Source organism: Prescottella sp. D32, from assembly GCF_037287305.1.
In the GTDB taxonomy this organism is placed as follows: Bacteria; Actinomycetota; Actinomycetes; order Mycobacteriales; family Mycobacteriaceae; genus Prescottella; species Prescottella equi.
On sequence record NZ_JARBSW010000002.1, the window covers coordinates 837,121 to 856,971 of the forward strand.

Genomic DNA, 19,851 nt, shown 5'->3' on the forward strand with positions numbered 1-19,851 from the left:
TAGGCTAACTCGCCCGTCCGCCGTCAGCCGGTCACCTCAGTCGGCGAGGAAGTCGAGGACCACCTTGTTCACGGCCTCCGGGCGCTCGAGGTAGCCGTAGTGCCCGGTGTCCGGAATCTCCTGGTAGACGGCGCCGGGGATCGCGTCGGCGACCTCCTTCGACAGGTAGGCCGGGATCATCCGGTCGTCGGCGAACCCGACGGACAGGCACGGACGGGCGATCGCGCGGTAGGCCTGCGCCCGATCGAACTCGCGATCCATCGCGAGCTGCGCCCGAACGCCCGCCGACGTCTTGCCGCCGGAGAACTCGAAGACGTCGAGCCAGTCGCGGGCGGCATGCTGGTCGGCCAGCGTCGCCGGGGAGAGGTTCATGACCGCGGTGACCGCGGCGCGGTACTTGGCCGGCAACTCGATGCCCGCGGCCTCGAGTTCGCGCTCCCCCTCGTTGAGGGTGCGCTGGAACTGGTCCATCCGGGCATGTCCGGCGAGGAATACGGCCTTGCGGACCAGGTCGGGTCGCGCGAGCGCGAGTTCCTGTGCGACGCGCGCCCCGAGCGACGTACCGACGACGTGCGCCGGGCCGCCGAGCAGTTCGATCAGCCCCGCGGTGTCGGCCACCATCGCTTCGATGGTGATCCCGTCGACGCTCTCCCCCGACGGCGCGATGCCGCGGTTGTCGAACGTGCACACCCGGTAGCCGGCCGCCACCAGCGCGGGCACCTGATGCAGGTCCCACACCCGACCGGGACTTCCCGTACCCATGATCAGGACGACCAGATCGCCGTCACCCTTGACCTGGTAGTTCAGGGGGATCCCGTTGATGGTGGCGGTGGGCATGTCGGCCTTCCTCACGGCGGTGGAACTGCGGCAAATAGGGTTGGGTAACCTAAAACTCCTGGGTCGTCGCGACCGGCGGCTGAACCTGACCAACTCGTCCCGGAGGATCGCGTTGAGAGTCGCCACGCTGGGCTACCAAACCTGGGGCCACCGTACCCTGCAGGCCGTTCTCGACTCGGATCACGAGGTGGTCCTCGCGATCACCCACCCCAAGAGCGATCACGCCTACGAGAAGATGTGGGCCGACTCCGTCGCCGACCTCGCCACCGAGCACGGCGTGCCGGTGCACATCGCGAACAAGCCCGACGAGGACTTCAAGGCCGCACTGAAGGCCGCCCGGCCCGACATCATCGTCGCCAACAACTGGCGCACGTGGCTGCCACGCGACGTGTTCGACGCCCCGCGCTACGGCACCCTCAACATCCACGACTCGCTGCTGCCCAAGTACACCGGCTTCTCGCCGCTGATCTGGGCGCTCATCAACGGCGAGGAGGAGGTGGGTCTCACCGCGCACCTCATGGACGAGGAACTCGACGCCGGCGACATCGTCCTCCAGCGTTCGACGCCGGTCGGACCGAACGACACCGTCACCGACCTGTTCCACCGCACCGTCGACATGATCGGCCCGATCACCCTCGACGCCCTCGCGCTCATCGAGTCCGGCCGCACCGACTGGACGCCCCAGGACCGCACGCAGGCCACGTTCTTCCACAAGCGCTCCGACGAGGACAGCCGCATCGACTGGACGTGGCCGGCCGACGCCATCGAACGCCTCGTGCGCGCACAGTCCGACCCGTACCCCAACGCGTTCACCACGTTCAAGGGTCAGCGGATCCGGGTACTGAAGTCGTCGGTGTCCCAAGGCAATTACGGGGGCACCCCGGGCCGAGTCTTCATCCACGAGGGCAACGGCATGGTGATCGTCGCCGGACCCGACGCCCGCACCGGGACGAACAAGGGCCTGGTGATCGAGCGCGTCCGCCTCGACGACGGCACCGAGATGTCGGGCCAGGAATTCTTCCCGCACGGCGGCGGGTACCTGGGGCGCTGAGCCCGGCGGAACGCCTCCGCGCGAAATCCGTCGTCGGCTCCCCTACCCTGCCCTCCATGACACGCCATCACGACTCCGATACGTATCAAGCCGTGGTGTCCGTCGCGGACGAGTCCCTGGCAGCTATACAGGCGATCCTCTCGGACATGACCGCCGAGCAGGCCAACCGCGTCCCGGACCTGCCCGGCGCCAACAGCCCGTACGCGATCGGCGCCCACTGCGTCGGCATGGCCGACTACTGGGGCGGCTCGCTGATTGCCGGACTACGCATCCCCCGTGACCGCGACAGCGAGTTCCGCGCGCACGGCGATCCGCAGCAACTGTGCGCCGAACTCACGCGCATCCGCAACGAGCTGCCCCAGCACGTGGCGATCGCCCTGACCGAAGGCATCCGCGACCGGACGCCCGCCGGCACCACCCGCGGCGACACCGCCCGAACAGCCAGCGCCACATGGATGCTGTTGCATATCGTGCGCGAGTTGTCACAGCACCTCGGGCAACTCGAGATCACTCGCGACGTCCTGTCCACCGATCGCTGAGCGGGGGGGGGCAAACGTCACCCGCAGACACGAGCGGTGCACCTTCGAAGGTGGTCTTCACCGGACGGGGGATGGCGGACACATCTCCCGCCACCCCCGCCCGCCCGATCAGCGCGTGAACGTGGCCGTCACCTCGGGTGAGGCGTTGCCGTAGGCGTCCACCGCAACGACCTTCGCTTCGTACGTGGTACCCGCCGCCGCGTCCGGAACGGGGATGTCGAGACTGTTCGGCCGCGGCATGAAGTAGAAGTCCGACAACACCTTCGACGCCACGACCTTGGCACCGGTCGTCGTGTCGGTGATGTCGACCCGATAGTGGTGGACCATCTGGTCGTCCCGCGCCTGAGCGATCCGGACCGCCGTCGCGCCGTCCTCGCTCTTCACCAGCGACAGCGGCGTCGACGTCGCGAACTCCGGCGCCACCGTGTTCCGGGCCGCCGAGGTGTACCGGAAGTTGTCCTTGATCTGCTCGCTGGTCGACCCCTTCAGCTCGACCGTCCAGCTCGAGCCGCTCAGGGTGCCCGCACTCGCGTACGGGGGCTGCCAATTCGCCGACCACTGCCCACCGGTGTAGATGTCGTGCTTGTCGGCGGCCATGTTGATGCGGCCGATCTCGGTACGGTCCTTGTAGACGTCGACGAACAATGCCTGTGCGGTAGGTGATTCGAAGCGGTTCGCCAGGCCCGACTCGGTGATCATCTGGTATCCGTGGTCGATCTCGATGTACGACATCGATCCGTCGTTCACCGACGTGAAGTCGCGCTGATGGATCGACCGGTCGTCGTTGTTGTTGAGATGCGAGTGCCCGGAGAACAGGATGGCCTGCGGATAGGCCTTCAGGTCCTCGGCCAGCCGGGGATTGGATGCCTGCTGACCGTCCATCGTGGTGCCGCTCGTGGGACGATGCCCCTGCACGAGAATGGGTTTGGCGACGTTCGCCGGATCGGCGGTGAGTTCCGCCAGCCGGCCCTTCAGCCAGTCGCGCTGAGCGGTGTCACCGTTGTAGGTCTCGGTGTTCACGGTGAAGACGGGCACACCGTTGACATTCGATTCGTAGTAGCCGCCGCCCGTGTCCGGGAACCATTCCCGTGGATATCCGGCCCGGACGTCGTCCAGGTACGCGTCGTGGTTGCCGTACGACATCAGGACCTGGGTGTCGGTCATGCCCTTGCGCTCGAGGTTCTCCTGGAAGATCCGCGAGACGATCTTGTGGTCCGCGCCCTTGCCGTCCCAGTTGTCGTTGATCATGTCGCCGTTGGACAGGATCGCGTCGGGCTTCGGGAAGATCGATCCGATGGTGTCGAAGAAGCTCCTGTACTTCTCGGTGTTGTTCTCGTAGCCGCCGACGTGGACGTCCGACATGACGACCACCTGCGCGATCGGCTTCTCGGACGTGCGGATCAGGTACCCGAACGAGACCGGCGCACTGGCCTTCTCACCGCGGAACGCCACCGCGCTCACGTTGGTGTCCGATTCGATCCGGAGCGCGCGTCCCGGGACGTAGGCCGGGCTCTCCGCGGTCGGCGTCGTGCCGTCCAGCGTGTAGCGGACCGTTACTCCTCGCTCGGTGTCGAACTTCAACTCGACGGGGTGTTCGTAGCGTCCACCGGGAACGCTGACGCCCGGCGCGGCGGGCACCGTGTCGTTGTCTCCGACGGAGCTGCCCCACTCGCTTCCGAGGCTTCCGGCGCTACCCCACACGGGGTCGGCCTGCGCTGTGCCGGTTGCGGCGAGCGCGGCGGTCGCTGCAGCAATCACAAGAGTTGTGCGTCTCACGGGATGTCCTTGTCGTCGGCCGGGTCACCGGAACCAGATCTCCAATTGGTCTGGACCAATCAAGTTAGGTCGGCGCGGGCACGGGACGGTGCGCGCGAGCGGTCCTTCCGGTGAAGAGGGAATGAACATCGCAGATCAGGCACACCCGAGCCGGGGATCGCGAGTCGGCGTCCGGAGTGCTGCCGAATCGCGCTGCGGTGGAACGATCATCGCCCGCCACTCCGGCTGACGGCGGGACTCGCCCGTTCCGCGGACAGAACGGGCCGAGAGCAGCTAGCCTCCCAGCGAATCCGCGGCGGCACCAGGCCGTTCGCACGACCAGCACCGACGAGGGCCCATGAGATCCACACGCACCGCGTTCAACCGCTTCCTGCTGCTTCTCATCGGCCTGCTGGCGCTCGTCGCACCAGCCGTCACCGCCCCGCTCGCGTCCGCCGATCCCGTCACCCCCACCGCGTTCCGCCTCGAGGGCGCGAAGAACTTCCGCGACATCGGTGGCTACGAGACGTCCGACGGCAGGACCGTCCGCTCCGGGCTGGTCTACCGCGCCAACAAGCTCAGCTCCCTCACCGACGCCGACCTCGCGAAGCTCACCGCCGCGAACGTCACCCTCGACGTCGACCTGCGGAACATGTGGGAGCGCAGGGACGACCCGGACCGGCTTCCCGAGGGCGTCCGCTACCAGGTGGCGGACGTCGTCTCGTTCGAACACGGCATCGCGTTCCACGAGTTCGTGCCACTCACGCTGGGACGTGCGCTGATCGATGCGGCGGTGACCGGCTCCTCGGACATCGGCCAGTCCATCGGCTACCCGTTCATGGTCACCTACCGCGGCGCCGACGTCGCTTTCCGCGACCTGCTGACCGCGATCGCCGGCAACGCCGACGGCGCCACGGTGTTCCACTGCAGCGCGGGCAAGGACCGCACCGGCTGGGGCACCGCCGTGTTGCTCAGCCTGCTCGGTGTCCCGAAGGCCACGGTGTACCAGGACTTCCTGGCCAGCAACACGTACCTAGGCCGCGACGACGCCGTCGAGAAGTCGTGGCTGGACGCCGCATTCGCTCAGGTCGACCGGTTGTACGGTGGGGTCGACAACTACGTGCGAACGGGGCTGGGCGTCGATCAGCAGACCATCGACACCCTGCGGGCGCGACTGCTCGTCTGATCCCGGCATCTTCGAAAGGCCCGGCCCGATGGATTCGATTGCCCGACTGCGGGACGAGATCGCCGGAAGCGGACTGCTCACAGCGCCGCAGGTGGGCGACGGATTCGTCTTCGGCACCGCCCGGATGGCCGCCGCCGGCACCGATGTCACCGTCAACGTCGACCCCGAACTCGACGACCGGCCCGTCCCGGACACCGGTGTGCTCCTGGCCGCCGTCGACCGACTCCTGACCGTCACGCCCGAGCAGTGGCTCCGGATCGTCGACTCGGTCGCCGAGGAGATCGAGGAGGCGGTCGGCGATGCGCCGGTCCACGAACCGACCGACCTGCGCGACGACCTGTCGCTGACGTCCACCGTCGTCTTCCACGACGCGCTCCTGTTGTCCTTCGCCGCGCCGAAGCAGTTCCCCGACAGCTGGATCCGGGTACAGCTGGACGAGCAACTCGCGGTCGACGGGGTCTGCATCGACGACAAGGACGACGACGCCGAGGTCGTCGAGTTCGATTCCCTCGACGACCTTCTGGACCACGTTTCCGAGGACCGCTAGGTGGCCGAGACGGCCCGCTCGTCCGCGCCCTGCCACGCCGCCCACAGCTGCGCGTAACGCCCACCCGCCGAAACCAGTTCGGCGGGCGTGCCCTGTTCGACGATCCGGCCCTGTTCGAGCACCACCACGCGGTCGGCGGACGCCGCCTGGGTGAGCCGGTGCGCGACGACCAGCGTCGTCCGGCCCCGGGTGGCAGCGTCCGCGGCGCGCTCGAGTTCGCGGGCACCGGCGCTGCCCGCCTCTGCGGTCGCCTCGTCCAGGATCGCGACGGCAGGGTCGGCCAGCACCAGCCGGGCGAGTGCCAGTTGCTGCGCCTGCGCCGCGGTGAGCGTGTGACCACCCTCGCCGACCACGGTGTCGAGTCCGTCGTCGAGCGCGTTCACCCACGACGACGCGCCGACCGTGTCGAGCGCATCGGTCACCTCCGCGTCGGAGGCGTCCGGACGCGCAAGGCGCAGGTCCTCGACCAACGGCCCCGCGAACACGTGCACCTCCTGGCTGACGATCGCGACATGTCGGCGCAGCGACCCGGCGCCCAGCTCGCCCAGCGGCACCCCGCCGATCCGCACTGTCCCCGACGTCGGTGGCAGCGATCCGGCTGCGAGAACCGCGAGGGTCGACTTGCCGGCGCCCGTCGATCCGACCAGCGCCACTCGCTCCCCCGGCGCGATGCGCAGGTCGATGCCGTGCAGCACCTCGTGGCCGCTGTCGTAGCTGTGCCGGACATCGGCCAGTTCGAGGGACGCGTCGGCGGGCTCCGCGCCCGTGCCGGCGTCCTCCGACTCCGGGATCTCCAGCACGCCGACGAGCCGGGCGAGGCTCGCACCCGCGGACTGCACTTCGTCGAACGTGTACAGCAACGCACCGATCGGGTTGAACAGACGATGGAACAGCAGCGCCGCCGCCGTCGTCTGGCCGACGGTCACGACGTCCTGCTTCACCAGCGCGAAACCGACCGCGAGAATTACTGCGAGCCCCACGAATTCGGCGCGGTTGCCACGTCCGGCGAAGCGCGTGAACAATCCGAACACGCCCACCGAGAGGTCGCGCGCATCGCCCGAGGCCCGATCGATGTCCGCCAGATGCCGTTCCTCGAGGCCGTACGCGCGGACCGTGCGCACGCCCTGCATGCTGCTGACGAGGGCCTGCGACCGCCGACCCATCGCCACGCGCTCCTGCGCGTACAGCGGCCCCGAGCGGGGCAGGTACCAGCGCAGCGCGAGCACGTACATCGGCAGCGCCACCATGCCCGCCAAGCCCAGCCGCCAGTCGATGCCCACCATCGTCGCCATGCTCAGCGCCACCAACAGCAGCGACGACACCAGGCTCGGGACGACGTCCGCGACGGCCTTTCCGATCACCGCGACGTCGTCGCCGACGCGCGAGAGCAGATCGCCCTTGCCGACCCGTTCGATCGTGGGGATGGGCAGGCGCAGCGCGCGCCCCACCACCTGCTCGCGCAGACCGGCGAGCGCGCCCTCCCCCAGCCTGGCGATGAGATACGACCCGAGTCCGGTGAGCGCGCCCGCGACGATCGCGGCGACCGTGATGACCGCGACCACGCCGACGATCGTCGACGCCGGAGCCCCTTCACGCACCCGGTCGACCAGGACGCCGAACACGTAGACCGGCACCACCGCGGCGCCCGCCGCGATCAGTCCGGCGAGCAGCGTCAGCGCCGCCAGAGCTTTCCGACGGGCGAGCGCGTCGCGCAGCCAGCGCCAACTGTCCGACGCCGACGCGATCGGCAGCAACTGCTGCTCCGGCGCGCTCATCGCAGCACCGCCTTCCGGTAGTTCTCGTCGGACGCGGACAGCCCGGCGTGGGTGCCCTCGGCGACGATGCGGCCGCCGTCCAGGACCACGACGCGGTCGGTCACCGACAGCAGGGCGGGGCTGCTGGTGACGAGGATCGTCGAGTGCGCGCGGGTACCGCCGTGCCGGCTGCCGGCGATGCCGTCGGCGATCGTGTGTTCGGTGACGGCGTCGACCGCGGTGGTCGGATCGTGCAGCACCATGACGGGAGCCTGCGCCGCGAGCGCCCGGGCGAGCGCGACACGCTGGCGCTGCCCACCGGACAGGCTCGCGCCCCGGTCGGTCACTTCGTGCTCGAGGCCCGCGGGATGCGCGTCGACGACGTCGACCGCTGCCGACGCCCGGAGCACGTGCCGCACCGCGTCGTGGTCGGCGTCCGGGGACCCGGCGGTGATGTTGGAGTGGACTGTCCCGGCGAACAGGTCGGTGTGGTGCGGTTCGACCAGCACGGTACGGCGTGCGTGCGGCAGCCCCAGATCCACCAGAGCGACGCCGCCCACCCGGATCTCGCCTTCGTACCGATCGGGGGGAATCTGTCCGGACAGGACTTCGGCGAACGCTTCCGCGTCCTCCGGCCGATAGGCCACGACGCCCAGCAGTTCCCCCGGCGCGACGGTGAGGTCGACCTGGGCCAGCGACCGGTAGGACAGCGCCCGTAGCTCCACGTCGCTCGCGCCCGACGGCTCGGTACCGCCGGCAGGCAGCAGCGGTTCGGCGTCGAGCACCAGCGCCAACCGGTCCGCCGACGCCCGCGCGTTCGCGTAGAAGCTGGGGACGCGGGACAGCATCCCGAGTGGTTCCACGATGAACTGCGACAGTCCGACGACGGTGATCAGCTCACCGACCGAGATGCGGCCGTCGAGCGCGAACCAGCCCGCGAACCCGGCGACGGACACTGCGAGCAGAGCGCTGACCGTCATCGACACCCCGACGAACACGCCGGTCGCCTTCGCGGCGCGCATCGTCGCGGCCAACGCGTCGCGGCTGACGTCGCGGTAGCGCCGCGCCGCCGTCGCCTCCGCCCCGATCCCGCGCAGCGGGCGCAGGCCGCTCACCAGATCGGTGGCCATCCCGGCCGCCCGTGCGGTGGTCGCCTGCTGCGCCGACGCCCGGCGCGTGATCAGCGGCGCCGCCAACTGCAGCAGACCGAGCATGACGGGTGTGCCGACGAGTACCGCCAGACCCAGTGTCACGTCGATCCACAGCAGCGCGATCGCCGATGCCACCATCGCGGTGAGCGCTGCGGCGACGCGGGGGACGACGTCGAGGATCCAGGCTTCCTTGTCGGCGTCGGACGTCGAGACCGTCAACAGCTCGCCCGCCCGCAGGTCGGTCCGCACGCCGCGGGGGTCGAGGATGCGGCCCGCGACCTCCACCCGGAGCCGGTGTGCCTCCTGCTGCACGGCCAGCACGATGAAGCGCGCTCCGAACCGCCACGCGGACGTGAGCACGACGAAGAGGAGGGCGAGCGCGGACAGCCACACGATCAGGGCTGTGACGTCCCCGGTCTCGACCGCGCGGTCGACGATCACACCGATAGCGATCGGCACCGCCGTCTCGGCGACCTGGTGCAGGCTGACCAGGGCCGTCCCCGCGAGCAGACGCCCCCGGTTCCGTGCCAGCGTGCGGCGCAGAACCGCGGTACCACCTGCCATCAACCCTCCAGCCCTCGACAACAGCGTAGGTAAGTAGACCCTAACCCGGCGGTGAGTGGCGCCGACCGGTGCGGTTCTCATAGAGTCGCACTCAGGAACTACCTGCTAGTGAAGCAGCAAGCCGGAAGGAACAAGATGGCCGCGAAGACGACCGCCGAGAACGACATCGCGGACGAGGACCTCGAACCCGTAGCCGACGAGACCGCTCGACAGGCTCAGCGCGTCGTCGCCGCTTACGCCACGGATGCCGACGAGTGCCGCATGCTGCTCTCGATGCTCGGCATCGGACCGACCGCCAAGCTCGACTGACGCATCACAACCGAGGAAAGAGTAGGGGTATCCGTGGCTGAGCCTTCGGAATTATCGACAAGTTCCGAGGGCGCGACGGGCGCCGACCAGTCCGGCCCCGTACACGGAGGCTCCGACTTCGTCGTGGTCGCCAATCGCCTGCCGGTCGACCTCGAACGACTTCCCGACGGTACGACCCGCTGGAAGCGCAGCCCCGGCGGGCTCGTCACCGCCCTCGAACCGATCCTGCGCAGCAACAAGGGTGCGTGGGTGGGCTGGCCCGGCGTCCCCGACGTCGACCTCGAGCCCATCGTCGAGGACGGTCTCGACCTCTATCCCGTGCCGCTCAGCGGTCAAGAGGTCGCCGACTACTACGAGGGCTTCTCCAACGCCACTCTGTGGCCGCTGTACCACGACGTGATCGTCAAGCCGGAGTACCGACGTGAATGGTGGAACGCCTACGTCGAGGTGAACCGGCGTTTCGCCGAGGCCACCTCGAAGGCCGCCGCGGAGGGCGCCACCGTCTGGATCCAGGACTACCAGCTGCAGCTGGTGCCGAAGATGCTGCGGATGCTGCGCCCCGATCTCACCATCGGGTTCTTCCTGCACATCCCGTTCCCGCCGGTCGAGCTGTTCATGCAGATGCCGTGGCGGCGCGAGATCGTCGAGGGCCTGCTCGGCGCCGACCTCATCGGATTCCATCTCCCCGGCGGCGCCCAGAACTTCATGTTCCTGGCCCGCCGCCTCGCCGGCCAGCAAACCTCCCGGGGCACTGTCGGTGTCCGCTCCAAGCTCGGCGTCGTGCAGGTCGGATTCCGCACCGTCCGCGTCGGCGCCTTCCCGATCTCCATCGATTCCGGCAAGCTCGACGAGCTGTCGCGCCGCAAGTCGATCCGCGACCGCGCCAAGCAGATTCGCAAGGAACTCGGCAACCCGAAGCACATCATGCTCGGCGTCGACCGGCTCGACTACACCAAGGGCATCGACGTGCGCCTCGACGCGCTGTACGAGCTCCTCCAGGAGGGACGCATCGATCCCGCCGACACCGTCATGGTGCAGCTGGCAACGCCCAGCCGCGAGCGTGTCGAGAGCTACGTGCAGATGCGCGGCGCGATCGAGCAGACCGTCAGCCGCATCAACGGCGAGTACGCCGAGGTGGGGCGACCGGTGGTGCACTACATCCACCGCCCCATCGGCCGGGACGAACTGATCGCGTTCTTCGTAGCCTCCGACGTCATGCTCGTGACACCACTGCGCGACGGCATGAACCTGGTCGCCAAGGAGTACGTCGCGTGCCGCAGCGACCTCGGCGGAGCGCTGCTGCTGAGCGAGTTCACCGGCGCCGCAGCCGAACTCCGTCAAGCCTTCCTGTGCAACCCCCACGACCTCGACGACGTCAAGGACAAAATGGAGGAAGCACTGAACCAGGACAAGGAGGCCGGTCGACGCCACATGCGCGCCCTGCGCCGCCAGGTCCTCGCGCACGACGTGGACCGCTGGGCCCGCTCGTTCCTCGACGCACTCTCCCAGCAGGGTGTGGCTGGACCGGCACTGCTGCCCGCGGACGGCGAGTACACCGAGTAGGACCCCGGCACCGACGACAATGGGCTCCCGCGTTGCGCGGGAGCCCATTTCGTTCGGGTCAATCGTTCGTCACACCGGGGTCAGTCGTCCGGTGAGCCACCGGTCGCCCTCCTTGTGCATCTCCATGCGGACCCGACTGCCTGTGGTCGCGGCGTCCGGCATCTCCTCGCTGCGGGTGATCTGGTTGACGTACAGCAGCACCACTGCGTCGTTCTTCGACGCCGACTCGATCGCCCCCGCCTGTACGGTGGCCTCAACGGTGATCTTCTTCTCCTTGGCGCCGGGAGCGATCGTCTCCTTCACCAACTGGTCGTACTCGGCACGGAAGTCGCCGGTGAGACCGTCACCGGCAGCGGCCAATTGCTGGTCGACATCGTTGAAGTTGTACGACAGCATCGCGGCGGCCTGAGCCGTCGCGGCTTGAACCGCGTCGGTCCGTGCCTGCTCGGCCGCACGATCGTTCAGGTAGCCCCAGCCCAACCAACCGACACCGACCAGCAGAGCGGCGATCACCACGCCGGCGACGGCCAAGAGTGCCGTCGGCAGCGACTTGTTCGCACGGGTTGGCGAAACCTCGATCGACGGCGTATCCGTCTCGATGCTCATTCCAGGACCCTCGTTCTCGACATGCTTCTCGGTCACGGCACGAACTCCACCTTCGACGCGGTGAGCGTCCCGTCGTTGTCGGTCACCGTCACTCGCATCCGGAAGTCCCGTGTACCGTTCTGGGACCCGTCAGGGGTGGTGACGTCAGCACGCGCCGACACGAGAACCTTGGCGGTGTCGTCGCCGTCACTCTCGATTCCACTTGCAACAATTCTGCCGACCGTGGTGACACCGGCCTCCTTGACGATGCTGACGAACGGATCCTCCCGGCCATCGAACTCGGCTTTGAATTCGCCGCTCGCGCCCGCAAGGATCTTGGCGACGTCGTCCTTGGCGGTGTCCGGCTTGATCGTCGTGAGATTGAGTACGGTCTGCTGCGCGGTGGCTGTGAAGGCTTCGCGGCGCGCGTCACGATCGCCCGCGACGGACCGCTCGTACAGCAGCCAGCCCAGGACGGCGAGCAGCGCAACGATCACCAGGCCGAGCGCAATCGCCGAAGCGAGTGCGCCCCGAGTCCAGCGAGGTCCAGCCGGTGCCGTGGGGTACCAGTCGTCGGACTCGATTTCCGGCGCCGTTGGGGCAGAAACGGTCTCAGCCTCGACGGCCGACGGGGCCGCAGACTCGGTCACCTCGGCGGTCGGGGTCGCGTTCTTTTCCAACGTGATCGTTCCCGCGACACCGGCCCCACGGTCGATAGACGGCAGTTTCGTCACAGATTGCGAACCATTGCCGCTCGCCGGGCCCGCGCTGCGACTGGCACGCCGACGCGCCGGACGCCTTCTCTCGTCGGCCGTCAGCCCTGCTGACGTGTCATCATCGTCTGCCACGTCGTGTCCTCCCTCGGTGTTCCTCCCGACAACCCCGGCTGCGAGTACAACACGCCGTCGGGCCCGACGTACTTTCCCGTCGTCGGGTCGTAGGGGCGCGCTGTGGCAGGCACATTCGCGCTCCCTACGCTCGCTGGAGCCGTCGTGTACGAGGGTACAGACGGATCCTGCGGCGGCCCACTGGGCGGGTTGTTACCCAGCGGAACGTATCCCGCTGCGCTACGGCATTCCACGGGCGATGCCGCACGTCGACCGGGGACCTCCATACAGGGATAGTTGCGCGCCCCTCGGACCGTGGTCGGGTCGTCCTGTGCCACCTTGCAGAACAGGTCCGACGGCGTGGGCGGAGTTGTCTTCTCGTTCGGTGCTCGCCACTGGTCTGCGGGAAGGAAGCCTGTGGTGCAGGGCGGAGGGTCGTTCACCTGCAGCGCGAAGTTCACGATGGCGCCGTCGTCGATCGGCCCCTTCATGGCGATGGTCAGCAACGACGACACCAGCGGCGGGTAGATCACCAGCACCTGTTCGATGCTCTTGTGGTAGATCGTGGAGACCTCGCCGACACTCACCAGGTTGGCAAGCAGCAGTGGCAGCGTCGGCTTCAGCTCCTGGAACAGTGCGTTGGCCTCGTTCGCCGCACTCGGCGTCTGCGCGAGGATACTTCGAATCTGAGGATCGCTGGTGCGCAACTGGTTCGAGAACGTCACCAAGTCCTGGGTCCACGACCGGATCGCGTCGCTCGTGACCACCTGCGTGTCGAGGAGACCCTCCGCCTGTTCGATAAGCGTCTTAGTGGCGTCCGAGTTGGCATTGGCTTCCTGGACGAACAGTCGTGCGGAGTCGATGAGTCGTTGCAAATCCGGCCCGGCCCCGTTGAACGCCTTGAAGGACTCGTCGACCACCGTGCGTAACTGAGTGTTCGAGATGCTTTGCACGAGAGTGTTCGCCTGGTCGAGCATCACGCCGACGTCCTGCGGAACGCTCGTGCGGTCAACGGGAATCACGTCGCCGTCCGCGAGATACGGCTCCGAGTCGGTACGCGGGATCAGGTCCACGTACTGCTCACCGACTGCTGACACGCTCTTGACGGCCGCATCGAGGTCTGCAGGGATGTCGTAGCTGCTGCTGATCGACAGCTTGGCGTCGACCCCGTCCTCGGTGAGCACAACCTCATCGACCTTGCCGATATTGGTGCCGCGGAACGCAACATTGGCATTCGCATACAGACCGCCACTCGACGACAGCTGCACGGTCACCCGGTTCTGCCCGATGCCGAACAGTGCGGGTAGCTGTACATACTGGGTGGCCATCACGACCAGACCGATGACGGTCAGGATCGAGAAGATCACCAACTGAATACGAACGAACCTCGAGAGCATCATGGCGTCGGCGCTCCTAGTTGCGGAAGGCCAGGAATCTGCAGTGACGGAATATCATCCGGCGTCGCAGGCTTGGGCTGGGGCTGGATCAGGTCAGGCTTCTTCGGATCAGGCACCTTCAGCGGGTCGTTTGTCTGCCCGGCGGTACCTGCCAAGGTGCCGAGCGCGCCCTCGACTCCCGCAAGTGTCGGGCCCAGCCCCGTCTGGTCGATGAAGTTGCTGGTCAGCCGCGCGTTCGTCATGTCGATCATCATGTTCAGGTTCGCGTAGTCGCCCTGGAACACCTGATCCATGTGCTTCATCGTGAACGGGAAGGTCAGCATCATCGACAGCACCTCGGTCAGGTTGTTCCCGGTACCCGCAAGCTGCTCCAGAAGCGGCGACAGTGAAGCCAGGTTCGCCTTCAGGTCGTCACCGCTCTCGTTGATCACGCGGGTCGCGGTGTCGCTGAAGTTGCCGAGCGCCACGAGTGCATTGGTCAGGTTCTGACGCTGTGCCACCAGCACCTCGAGGGCGGGCGGGATGCTGTCCAGGGCGCGATTCAAAGTGTCGGTCTGTTGGTTCACCGTGCCGGCAAGTCGGTCGATGCCCTCCATCGCCGAGATGATCTGCGTGCGTTGATCATCAAGACTACCGACCAGTTGATCCAGTTGCGGAAGCAGATCCCGGACCGAATCCTCACGCCCGCCGAGGGCCGCGTTGAGCTCTCTCGTGATGTCGTTGATCTGTGCTAGTCCGCCGCCGTTCAGCACGACGGAGAGCGACGAAAGCGTCTGTTCGGTCGTGGGATATGCACCGGCTCGTTCGAGCGGAATTACGTCGCCATCCTTCAGGGTCCCCTGCGGCGCGATTCCGACCGGCGGCGCCAGTTCGAGATGCTGCGAACCGAGGAGGCTCGTCTGCCCGATCTTGGCCGTCGCGTTGGCCGGCAACTGTACGTCCTTGTTGAGCGAAACCGTTACCAGCGCATGCCAATCCTGGACCTCGATGCCGGTGACCGCGCCGACCGTGACGTCGTTGACTCGAACCGGCGAGTTCTGCGACATCGTCGTGACGTTCGGCATCTGAATCTGAACGGTGTACGCCCCGTCCCCTTGGCCTTCGGTACCTGGCAGAGGAACCGAGTTGAGCCCGTTCCACTCGCAGCCCGTGCTGGCCACGGCGATCGTGAGAGCTATTGCCGAAGTGGCAAGTACACGAGTGGACTTGCGGTTCGCGGTCATCGTCCGCCTCCCGGATTGAGCAATTCTCCCAGACTGTTGGGCACCTGGACCGACGGCATCGTGAAGAGGGGCGCAATCTCGGACGAGGTCGGACCTGACGGCGTCCGAGCGGGGACCTGGCCGGCCAGGCTCGGCGGACTGAACTCGAGCTGCTCGGGCAGAGCCCCCTGGGAATCGGCAGGCCGGGTGAGGATGCCGGGGTAGTTCGTAGTGATCGAATTGAGGACCGGGCCGAGGAACTGGGCGCAGAGATCCGCCGACCGGTCCGAGTCATTGGTTTCGAGCCCCGCGATGAGACCACAGACCATGTTGATCGGGTTCTTCGCATTGCTGGCGGCGAGCACACCGTTCACAGATCCCTGTTTGGGCGTGTAGATGTCCTTGAAGTTCGCCAAGGCGTTCGGCGCGACGTGCAGAACTTGCTCCAGCTGCGGTCGCTTCTCGACCAGCACCGATGTCGCGTCGGCGAGCCGGCCGACCTGCTCGGTGAGCGAAGCCCGGTTCTCGGTGACGAAGCGGTTGACGTCCCCGATTGCAACGTCGAGATCCTGCAGCGCGGTGCCGAGTTCATCGCTGGTGTCGGCCAGGAGGGACGACACCGACTGCAGTCGTCCGCCGAACTGCACGATCTGCTGGTTACTGGACGACAGCGTGGTGACGAACATCTGCAGATTGCGGATGGTGGCGAACAGGTCGGTCCGACCGTCAGAGAGGGTCTTCATGGTGTCGGAGAGCTCGCGCAGCGTACTGCGCAGCGCGTCACCGTTCCCGTCGAGATTGTCTCCGACGGTGTCGATGAAATTGCCCAGCGAACCCTGGTCGGCTCCACCCTGTGGACCGAGGGCGTCCGACAGCTTGGTCAGCTCGGTCTTTATCTCGTCCCACTCCACCGGGACCGCGGTGCGGTCGAGAGGAATCTCGGCGCCGTCCGCCATCGACTCTCCCCCGGTGTACACCGGGGTGAGCTGCACGAAGCGCGCCGCGACGAGGCTGGGCGCGATGATAACTGCCTTGGCATCGGCCGGGATGTCCACGGAGCGATCGACATTCATCACCACCGTGGCCCCGGTGCCGCTGGGGTCAATGCTCTCGACAGAGCCCACTTTGACGCCGAGCACACGAACGTCGTCGCCGGCATAAAGGCCAGTGGTGGTGGGAAACTGCGCCGTGATAGTCGTTTTGCCGAGACCCGGGAAGAGATAGATCACCGCTGCCACGAGAACACCCACTACGACGACGGCAGCGCCGCCGATCGTAAGCCACTTCCTTCTGTTACTGGTCTGCTGCTGTTCGTCGCTCATCGGTTCGGGTCCTTGAGCTCGGTCTTCAATGGCGGAAACTGGGCAAGGTCCTGGGGCACGTGCTCGGGCCACAGCAATTGATCGACCGCAGTCTGGGTAAGTGCGCTGACGCTGAAGTTCGCGACATAAGCCATGAAGAAGGGGCCGCTGCCGACGGCCTCGCCCAGTGAACGCGCGTACGGTGCGAGCCCGTCGAGCGCCTGACCGATGTTGTCCTTGTTGTTCTGCAAGTTCGCTACTACGGCATTGAGCTTGTCGAGCGTCGGCTTCATCTGCTGCTCGTTGTCCTGGACCAAACCGGTGAGCTGCTGTGAGACCGCGGAGACATTCGTGATCAGCTCGCTGATCGCGTTGCGGCGGCGATCGAGTTCACCGAGCAACTGGTTACCGTCGAGGATCAGTGTGTTGATCTGGTCGCTGCGGTCGGCGAGGATCTCGGTCACGCCCTCGGCGCGATTGAGTAGATCCTTCAGAGACTCGTCGCGAGAGTTGATGCTCTGAGACAGGCGGGTGACACCGTCCAGGGCGGCCCGCAGCTCCGGCGGAGTGTCCGACAGCGTATCCGACACCGCGTTGAGCGAATCGTTCAACTGCTTCGTGTCGAGGTCGGACACCGTCGAAGTAAGGTCTCCGAGCGCGTCGTTGAGCGAATAGGGAGAGTTCGTCCGCTCCAACGGAATAGTACTGCCGACCTTCATGACGTCATCGCCCTCGGAAGTCACCTGCATCGACTTGCGCCCGAGAACTGTATTGGTCTTGATGTCGGCGCCCGAACTACCGCCGAGTCGAATGCCCTCGTTCATCGAGAAGGCGACCCGGACCGCAGCACCATCGAGTTCGATACTCTCCACCTTGCCCACGTTGACGCCGGCGACGGTCACGTAGTCACCGGGCATCAAACCGCCGGCGTCCTCGAACACCGCTTCGTAGCGGACATTGCCGAACAGGAACGGCAGTCGGTCGTACTGCAATCCGGCAAGTACGAGGCACACCGAGACGGCAACGCCGATAATGCCGATGCGCGTAAGGTTTCGCTCACCCTTGGCCATCGAATGCGCACCTCCCCGTCGTCTGCAGCGGTGTCGTGGGCAGGTCCACCCGCAACTCCTTCCCGTCAGGTCCGGAGAACTTGAAAGCCACTTCGCACGTGTAGAACTGGAAGAAGGCGCCATACGAACCGGTGCGGATCAGCTTCCGGTACGCCTCCGGCAGCCGCTCGAGTACCCAGTTGATGTCGTCCTGGCCGTTTTGAAGGTTCGTCGCGAGATCGCTCGCGTTAGCGATCGTCGACTGCAGGTCCGGTCGCGCGCCCTGGAGCAGCTGCGCCAGATCGTCGGTCGCAGTGGCGATCTTCGGAATCGCTGCTCCGATCGGATCGCGATCCTGCGCGAGTCCGCTCACCAACTGTTGCAACTCGTCGATCGTGGTCGAGAACTGATCGCCCTTGTCGTCGATCGTCTTCAGTGTGGTGTTCAAGTTTGTGATGACGTCACCGATCAGCTTGTCCCGGTCGGCGAGCGTCGACGTGAACGAACTGGTGTTGCCGAGCAGCGACACCAGCGTGCCGCCCTGGCCCTGCAACACCTGCAGGAGCGCGCCACTCAAGTCGTTCACTTGCTCCGCGCTCAAGCCACGGAGCAGAGGCTTGAAACCACCCAACAGCAGATCGAGGTCGAGGGCGGGTGCCGTCTGAGTCTCCGGGATGGTCCCGCCGGTGGCGAGCGGCTCGGGCGAGCCCTCCCCGGCGAGGAGTTCGAGGTATCGGTCACCGACGAGGTTCTCGTAACGAACGGTGGCCCGGGTGCTTCGCAACACCGGGTACTTCGTGTCGACGTCGAAGCTCACGTGTGCGAGGTTGTCGGATCCCACCTCGACACCCTTGACCGTGCCGACCGGTACACCGGCTATCCGAACCTTCTCGCCCGACTTCAGTCCGGATGCGTTGGTGAACACCGCGCGGTAACCGTCGGTGCTGCTGAATCGGGCCTGACTGAACACGATTGCCAGGCCGGCGAAGATCAGCACCATCACGGTGGTGAACGCGAGGAACTTGACTGTGGTGGCGCGCATCAGTTCTGCCCCTCCGCAGCTGGGGTTACTCCGTAGAGCATCTGGAACAGCGTGGGCATGCTCAAGGTGGTTTTCGTGGCCGGCATATACGGGGTGTTGGCGCTGTCTGTGACCACGAACGGGGCGTTCCCGTCTCGCTTGGGATCGAAATCGGGTAGACCCCAGCAGTTGGGGCCACCGGTGGCGTTGACCTTGGGGAGGTCCCGTGGATACGTGTAGGGCTCCAGGCCGGCCAGGAAGTTCGTACTCATCGCGAAGCCTGCCTGGCCGCCGCCTTCGATCTGCTCGGCCATCGGGCGGGCTTTGTTGAGTCCGACGACGAGGCACGAGATGGCTGGGGAGTACCCGGACAGGAGGGCCGTGGTCGGCTCCAACAGTTCGAGCGCACGCGTCAGGTCCGCCTCGTTGTCTGTGAGCAGCTGGTTGCCGTTGTTCGACAGCGCCACGGCGTTCTCCAGCGTCATACGCAGGTTCTCTCGCTCTTCGACGATACTTCCGCTGGTGGCGGTCAGATTGCCGAGCAGAGTCATCAGATCCGGAGTGACGTCGGCGTAGGTGTTGGTCACGGTGGCCGCCGCGTTGAGGTCCTGCTTCAACTGCGGCAGAACCGGATTCATCTTCTTCAAATACGCGTCGGTCTCACCGAGCAATTCACCCAACTCGTTGCCGCGTCCGTTGAGCGCCGACGAGATGGCGCCGAGGGTGGCGTTGAGCTTCTCGGGCTCGATCTGCTGCAGCAGCGTCGACAGGTTCTGGAACAGCGTGTTGAACTCGACGGTGACGCTGTCCGCGCCGATCACCGCGCCCGGCTGCAGGGACTTGGGCGACGGGTCGGCAGGCGTGACGAAGTTGACGTACTTGGCCCCGAACACGGTGGTCGACTTGATCTCGACGGGCGAGTTCGCCGGAATCAGGTGCATCTGCGACGGATCCATGTCGAGCTTGATGCGGGCCTGGCCGTCCACCTCGTCGATCGAGGCGACACGGCCCACCTCGACACCACGCAACTTGACCTTGGCGTCGGGCTCCATCACAAGACCCGACCGTGCGGCCGTCACGGTGACCGGCTCGCTCTTCTCGAAACCGCCGACGAACATGGTCAGCGCCACTACGACGATCGCGACGAGGCTCAGTACCATCACAGCCGCGGCGACCTTCGTCTTCCACCTTGATTCGGTCAACGCTCCTCCGC

Annotated in this window: 18 protein-coding genes; 6 read left to right on the forward strand and 12 right to left on the reverse strand. The window is 66.5% G+C overall.

Annotated features, from left to right (window positions below; genetic code table 11):
* Positions 1-36: 36 nt before the first annotated feature.
* A complete protein-coding gene (locus PSS76_RS13520; RefSeq protein WP_005515495.1) occupies positions 37-837 on the reverse strand; it encodes an alpha/beta fold hydrolase in 801 nt (266 codons plus the stop codon).
* Between the two features lie 112 nt (positions 838-949).
* On the opposite strand from PSS76_RS13520, the gene PSS76_RS13525 reads away from it, so the two are divergent.
* Complete coding sequence (locus PSS76_RS13525; protein ID WP_337456262.1) at positions 950-1,888, forward strand: methionyl-tRNA formyltransferase; 939 nt, start codon at positions 950-952, stop codon at positions 1,886-1,888.
* A gap of 56 nt (positions 1,889-1,944) precedes the next feature.
* On the forward strand, positions 1,945-2,427 hold the full coding sequence (locus PSS76_RS13530; RefSeq protein WP_237172707.1) for a DinB family protein: 483 nt from the start codon (positions 1,945-1,947) through the stop codon (positions 2,425-2,427).
* Between the two features lie 108 nt (positions 2,428-2,535).
* On the opposite strand, the gene PSS76_RS13535 is transcribed toward PSS76_RS13530, so the two are convergent.
* Positions 2,536-4,203 carry a metallophosphoesterase gene (locus PSS76_RS13535; protein WP_337456263.1) on the reverse strand — a complete coding sequence of 556 codons (1,668 nt, stop codon included), beginning with the start codon at positions 4,201-4,203 and terminating at the stop codon, positions 2,536-2,538.
* Between the two features lie 337 nt (positions 4,204-4,540).
* On the opposite strand from PSS76_RS13535, the gene PSS76_RS13540 reads away from it, so the two are divergent.
* A complete protein-coding gene (locus PSS76_RS13540; protein WP_084870330.1) occupies positions 4,541-5,368 on the forward strand; it encodes a tyrosine-protein phosphatase in 828 nt (275 codons plus the stop codon).
* Positions 5,369-5,396: 28 nt separating this feature from the next.
* Complete coding sequence (locus PSS76_RS13545) at positions 5,397-5,915, forward strand: hypothetical protein (protein WP_064078301.1); 519 nt, start codon at positions 5,397-5,399, stop codon at positions 5,913-5,915.
* Here PSS76_RS13545 and PSS76_RS13550 read toward each other — a convergent pair.
* Complete coding sequence (locus tag PSS76_RS13550) at positions 5,912-7,690, reverse strand: ABC transporter ATP-binding protein (protein ID WP_064077774.1); 1,779 nt, start codon at positions 7,688-7,690, stop codon at positions 5,912-5,914. The two genes, PSS76_RS13545 and PSS76_RS13550, sit on opposite strands and share 4 nt — an antisense overlap.
* Positions 7,687-9,384, reverse strand: a complete 1,698-nt coding sequence (locus tag PSS76_RS13555) for an ABC transporter ATP-binding protein (RefSeq protein WP_064078302.1) — start codon at positions 9,382-9,384, stop codon at positions 7,687-7,689. The genes PSS76_RS13550 and PSS76_RS13555 overlap by 4 nt, the downstream gene beginning before the upstream one ends.
* A 135-nt stretch (positions 9,385-9,519) precedes the next feature.
* On the opposite strand from PSS76_RS13555, the gene PSS76_RS13560 reads away from it, so the two are divergent.
* Both PSS76_RS13560 and PSS76_RS13565 read left to right on the forward strand, forming a co-directional pair.
* Positions 9,520-9,693: a hypothetical protein gene (locus PSS76_RS13560; protein ID WP_005515507.1), complete on the forward strand. Its 174-nt coding sequence runs from the start codon at positions 9,520-9,522 to the stop codon at positions 9,691-9,693.
* 33 nt (positions 9,694-9,726) lie between these two features.
* Positions 9,727-11,256: an alpha,alpha-trehalose-phosphate synthase (UDP-forming) gene (locus tag PSS76_RS13565; protein ID WP_013414890.1), complete on the forward strand. Its 1,530-nt coding sequence runs from the start codon at positions 9,727-9,729 to the stop codon at positions 11,254-11,256.
* A 69-nt stretch (positions 11,257-11,325) separates the two neighbouring features.
* On the opposite strand, the gene PSS76_RS13570 is transcribed toward PSS76_RS13565, so the two are convergent.
* The 8 genes from PSS76_RS13570 to PSS76_RS13605 all read right to left on the reverse strand — a co-directional run bounded on the left by PSS76_RS13570 (position 11,326) and on the right by PSS76_RS13605 (position 19,840).
* On the reverse strand, positions 11,326-11,898 hold the full coding sequence (locus tag PSS76_RS13570; RefSeq protein ID WP_022594130.1) for an Rv1363c family protein: 573 nt from the start codon (positions 11,896-11,898) through the stop codon (positions 11,326-11,328).
* Positions 11,895-12,338, reverse strand: coding sequence for an Rv1363c family protein (locus PSS76_RS13575; RefSeq protein ID WP_237172706.1), 444 nt, complete (start codon positions 12,336-12,338; stop codon positions 11,895-11,897). The genes PSS76_RS13570 and PSS76_RS13575 overlap by 4 nt, the downstream gene beginning before the upstream one ends.
* A gap of 317 nt (positions 12,339-12,655) precedes the next feature.
* Entirely contained in the window at positions 12,656-14,068 is a 1,413-nt protein-coding gene (locus tag PSS76_RS13580) for an MCE family protein (RefSeq protein WP_064059651.1), read from the reverse strand.
* A complete protein-coding gene (locus PSS76_RS13585; protein ID WP_221283215.1) occupies positions 14,065-15,288 on the reverse strand; it encodes an MCE family protein in 1,224 nt (407 codons plus the stop codon). Before PSS76_RS13585 ends, PSS76_RS13580 begins: the two co-directional genes overlap by 4 nt.
* A complete protein-coding gene (locus PSS76_RS13590) occupies positions 15,285-16,589 on the reverse strand; it encodes an MCE family protein (RefSeq protein ID WP_022594122.1) in 1,305 nt (434 codons plus the stop codon). Before PSS76_RS13590 ends, PSS76_RS13585 begins: the two co-directional genes overlap by 4 nt.
* Positions 16,586-17,638, reverse strand: coding sequence for an MCE family protein (locus PSS76_RS13595; protein WP_022594121.1), 1,053 nt, complete (start codon positions 17,636-17,638; stop codon positions 16,586-16,588). Before PSS76_RS13595 ends, PSS76_RS13590 begins: the two co-directional genes overlap by 4 nt.
* Complete coding sequence (locus PSS76_RS13600) at positions 17,625-18,659, reverse strand: MCE family protein (RefSeq protein WP_337456264.1); 1,035 nt, start codon at positions 18,657-18,659, stop codon at positions 17,625-17,627. The genes PSS76_RS13595 and PSS76_RS13600 overlap by 14 nt, the downstream gene beginning before the upstream one ends.
* Positions 18,659-19,840: an MCE family protein gene (locus PSS76_RS13605; RefSeq protein WP_081122460.1), complete on the reverse strand. Its 1,182-nt coding sequence runs from the start codon at positions 19,838-19,840 to the stop codon at positions 18,659-18,661. The genes PSS76_RS13600 and PSS76_RS13605 overlap by 1 nt, the downstream gene beginning before the upstream one ends.
* Positions 19,841-19,851: the final 11 nt, after the last annotated feature.

Coding starts and splice junctions, on each gene's coding strand:
- PSS76_RS13520 (WP_005515495.1), bottom strand. CDS start 837: ATGCCCACCGCCACCATCAACGGGATCCCCCTGAACTACCAGGTCAAG.
- PSS76_RS13530 (WP_237172707.1), top strand. CDS start 1,945: ATGACACGCCATCACGACTCCGATACGTATCAAGCCGTGGTGTCCGTC.
- PSS76_RS13540 (WP_084870330.1), top strand. CDS start 4,541: ATGAGATCCACACGCACCGCGTTCAACCGCTTCCTGCTGCTTCTCATC.
- PSS76_RS13545 (WP_064078301.1), top strand. CDS start 5,397: ATGGATTCGATTGCCCGACTGCGGGACGAGATCGCCGGAAGCGGACTG.
- PSS76_RS13550 (WP_064077774.1), bottom strand. CDS start 7,690: ATGAGCGCGCCGGAGCAGCAGTTGCTGCCGATCGCGTCGGCGTCGGAC.
- PSS76_RS13555 (WP_064078302.1), bottom strand. CDS start 9,384: ATGGCAGGTGGTACCGCGGTTCTGCGCCGCACGCTGGCACGGAACCGG.
- PSS76_RS13560 (WP_005515507.1), top strand. CDS start 9,520: ATGGCCGCGAAGACGACCGCCGAGAACGACATCGCGGACGAGGACCTC.
- PSS76_RS13580 (WP_064059651.1), bottom strand. CDS start 14,068: ATGATGCTCTCGAGGTTCGTTCGTATTCAGTTGGTGATCTTCTCGATC.
- PSS76_RS13585 (WP_221283215.1), bottom strand. CDS start 15,288: ATGACCGCGAACCGCAAGTCCACTCGTGTACTTGCCACTTCGGCAATA.
- PSS76_RS13590 (WP_022594122.1), bottom strand. CDS start 16,589: ATGAGCGACGAACAGCAGCAGACCAGTAACAGAAGGAAGTGGCTTACG.
- PSS76_RS13595 (WP_022594121.1), bottom strand. CDS start 17,638: ATGGCCAAGGGTGAGCGAAACCTTACGCGCATCGGCATTATCGGCGTT.
- PSS76_RS13600 (WP_337456264.1), bottom strand. CDS start 18,659: ATGCGCGCCACCACAGTCAAGTTCCTCGCGTTCACCACCGTGATGGTG.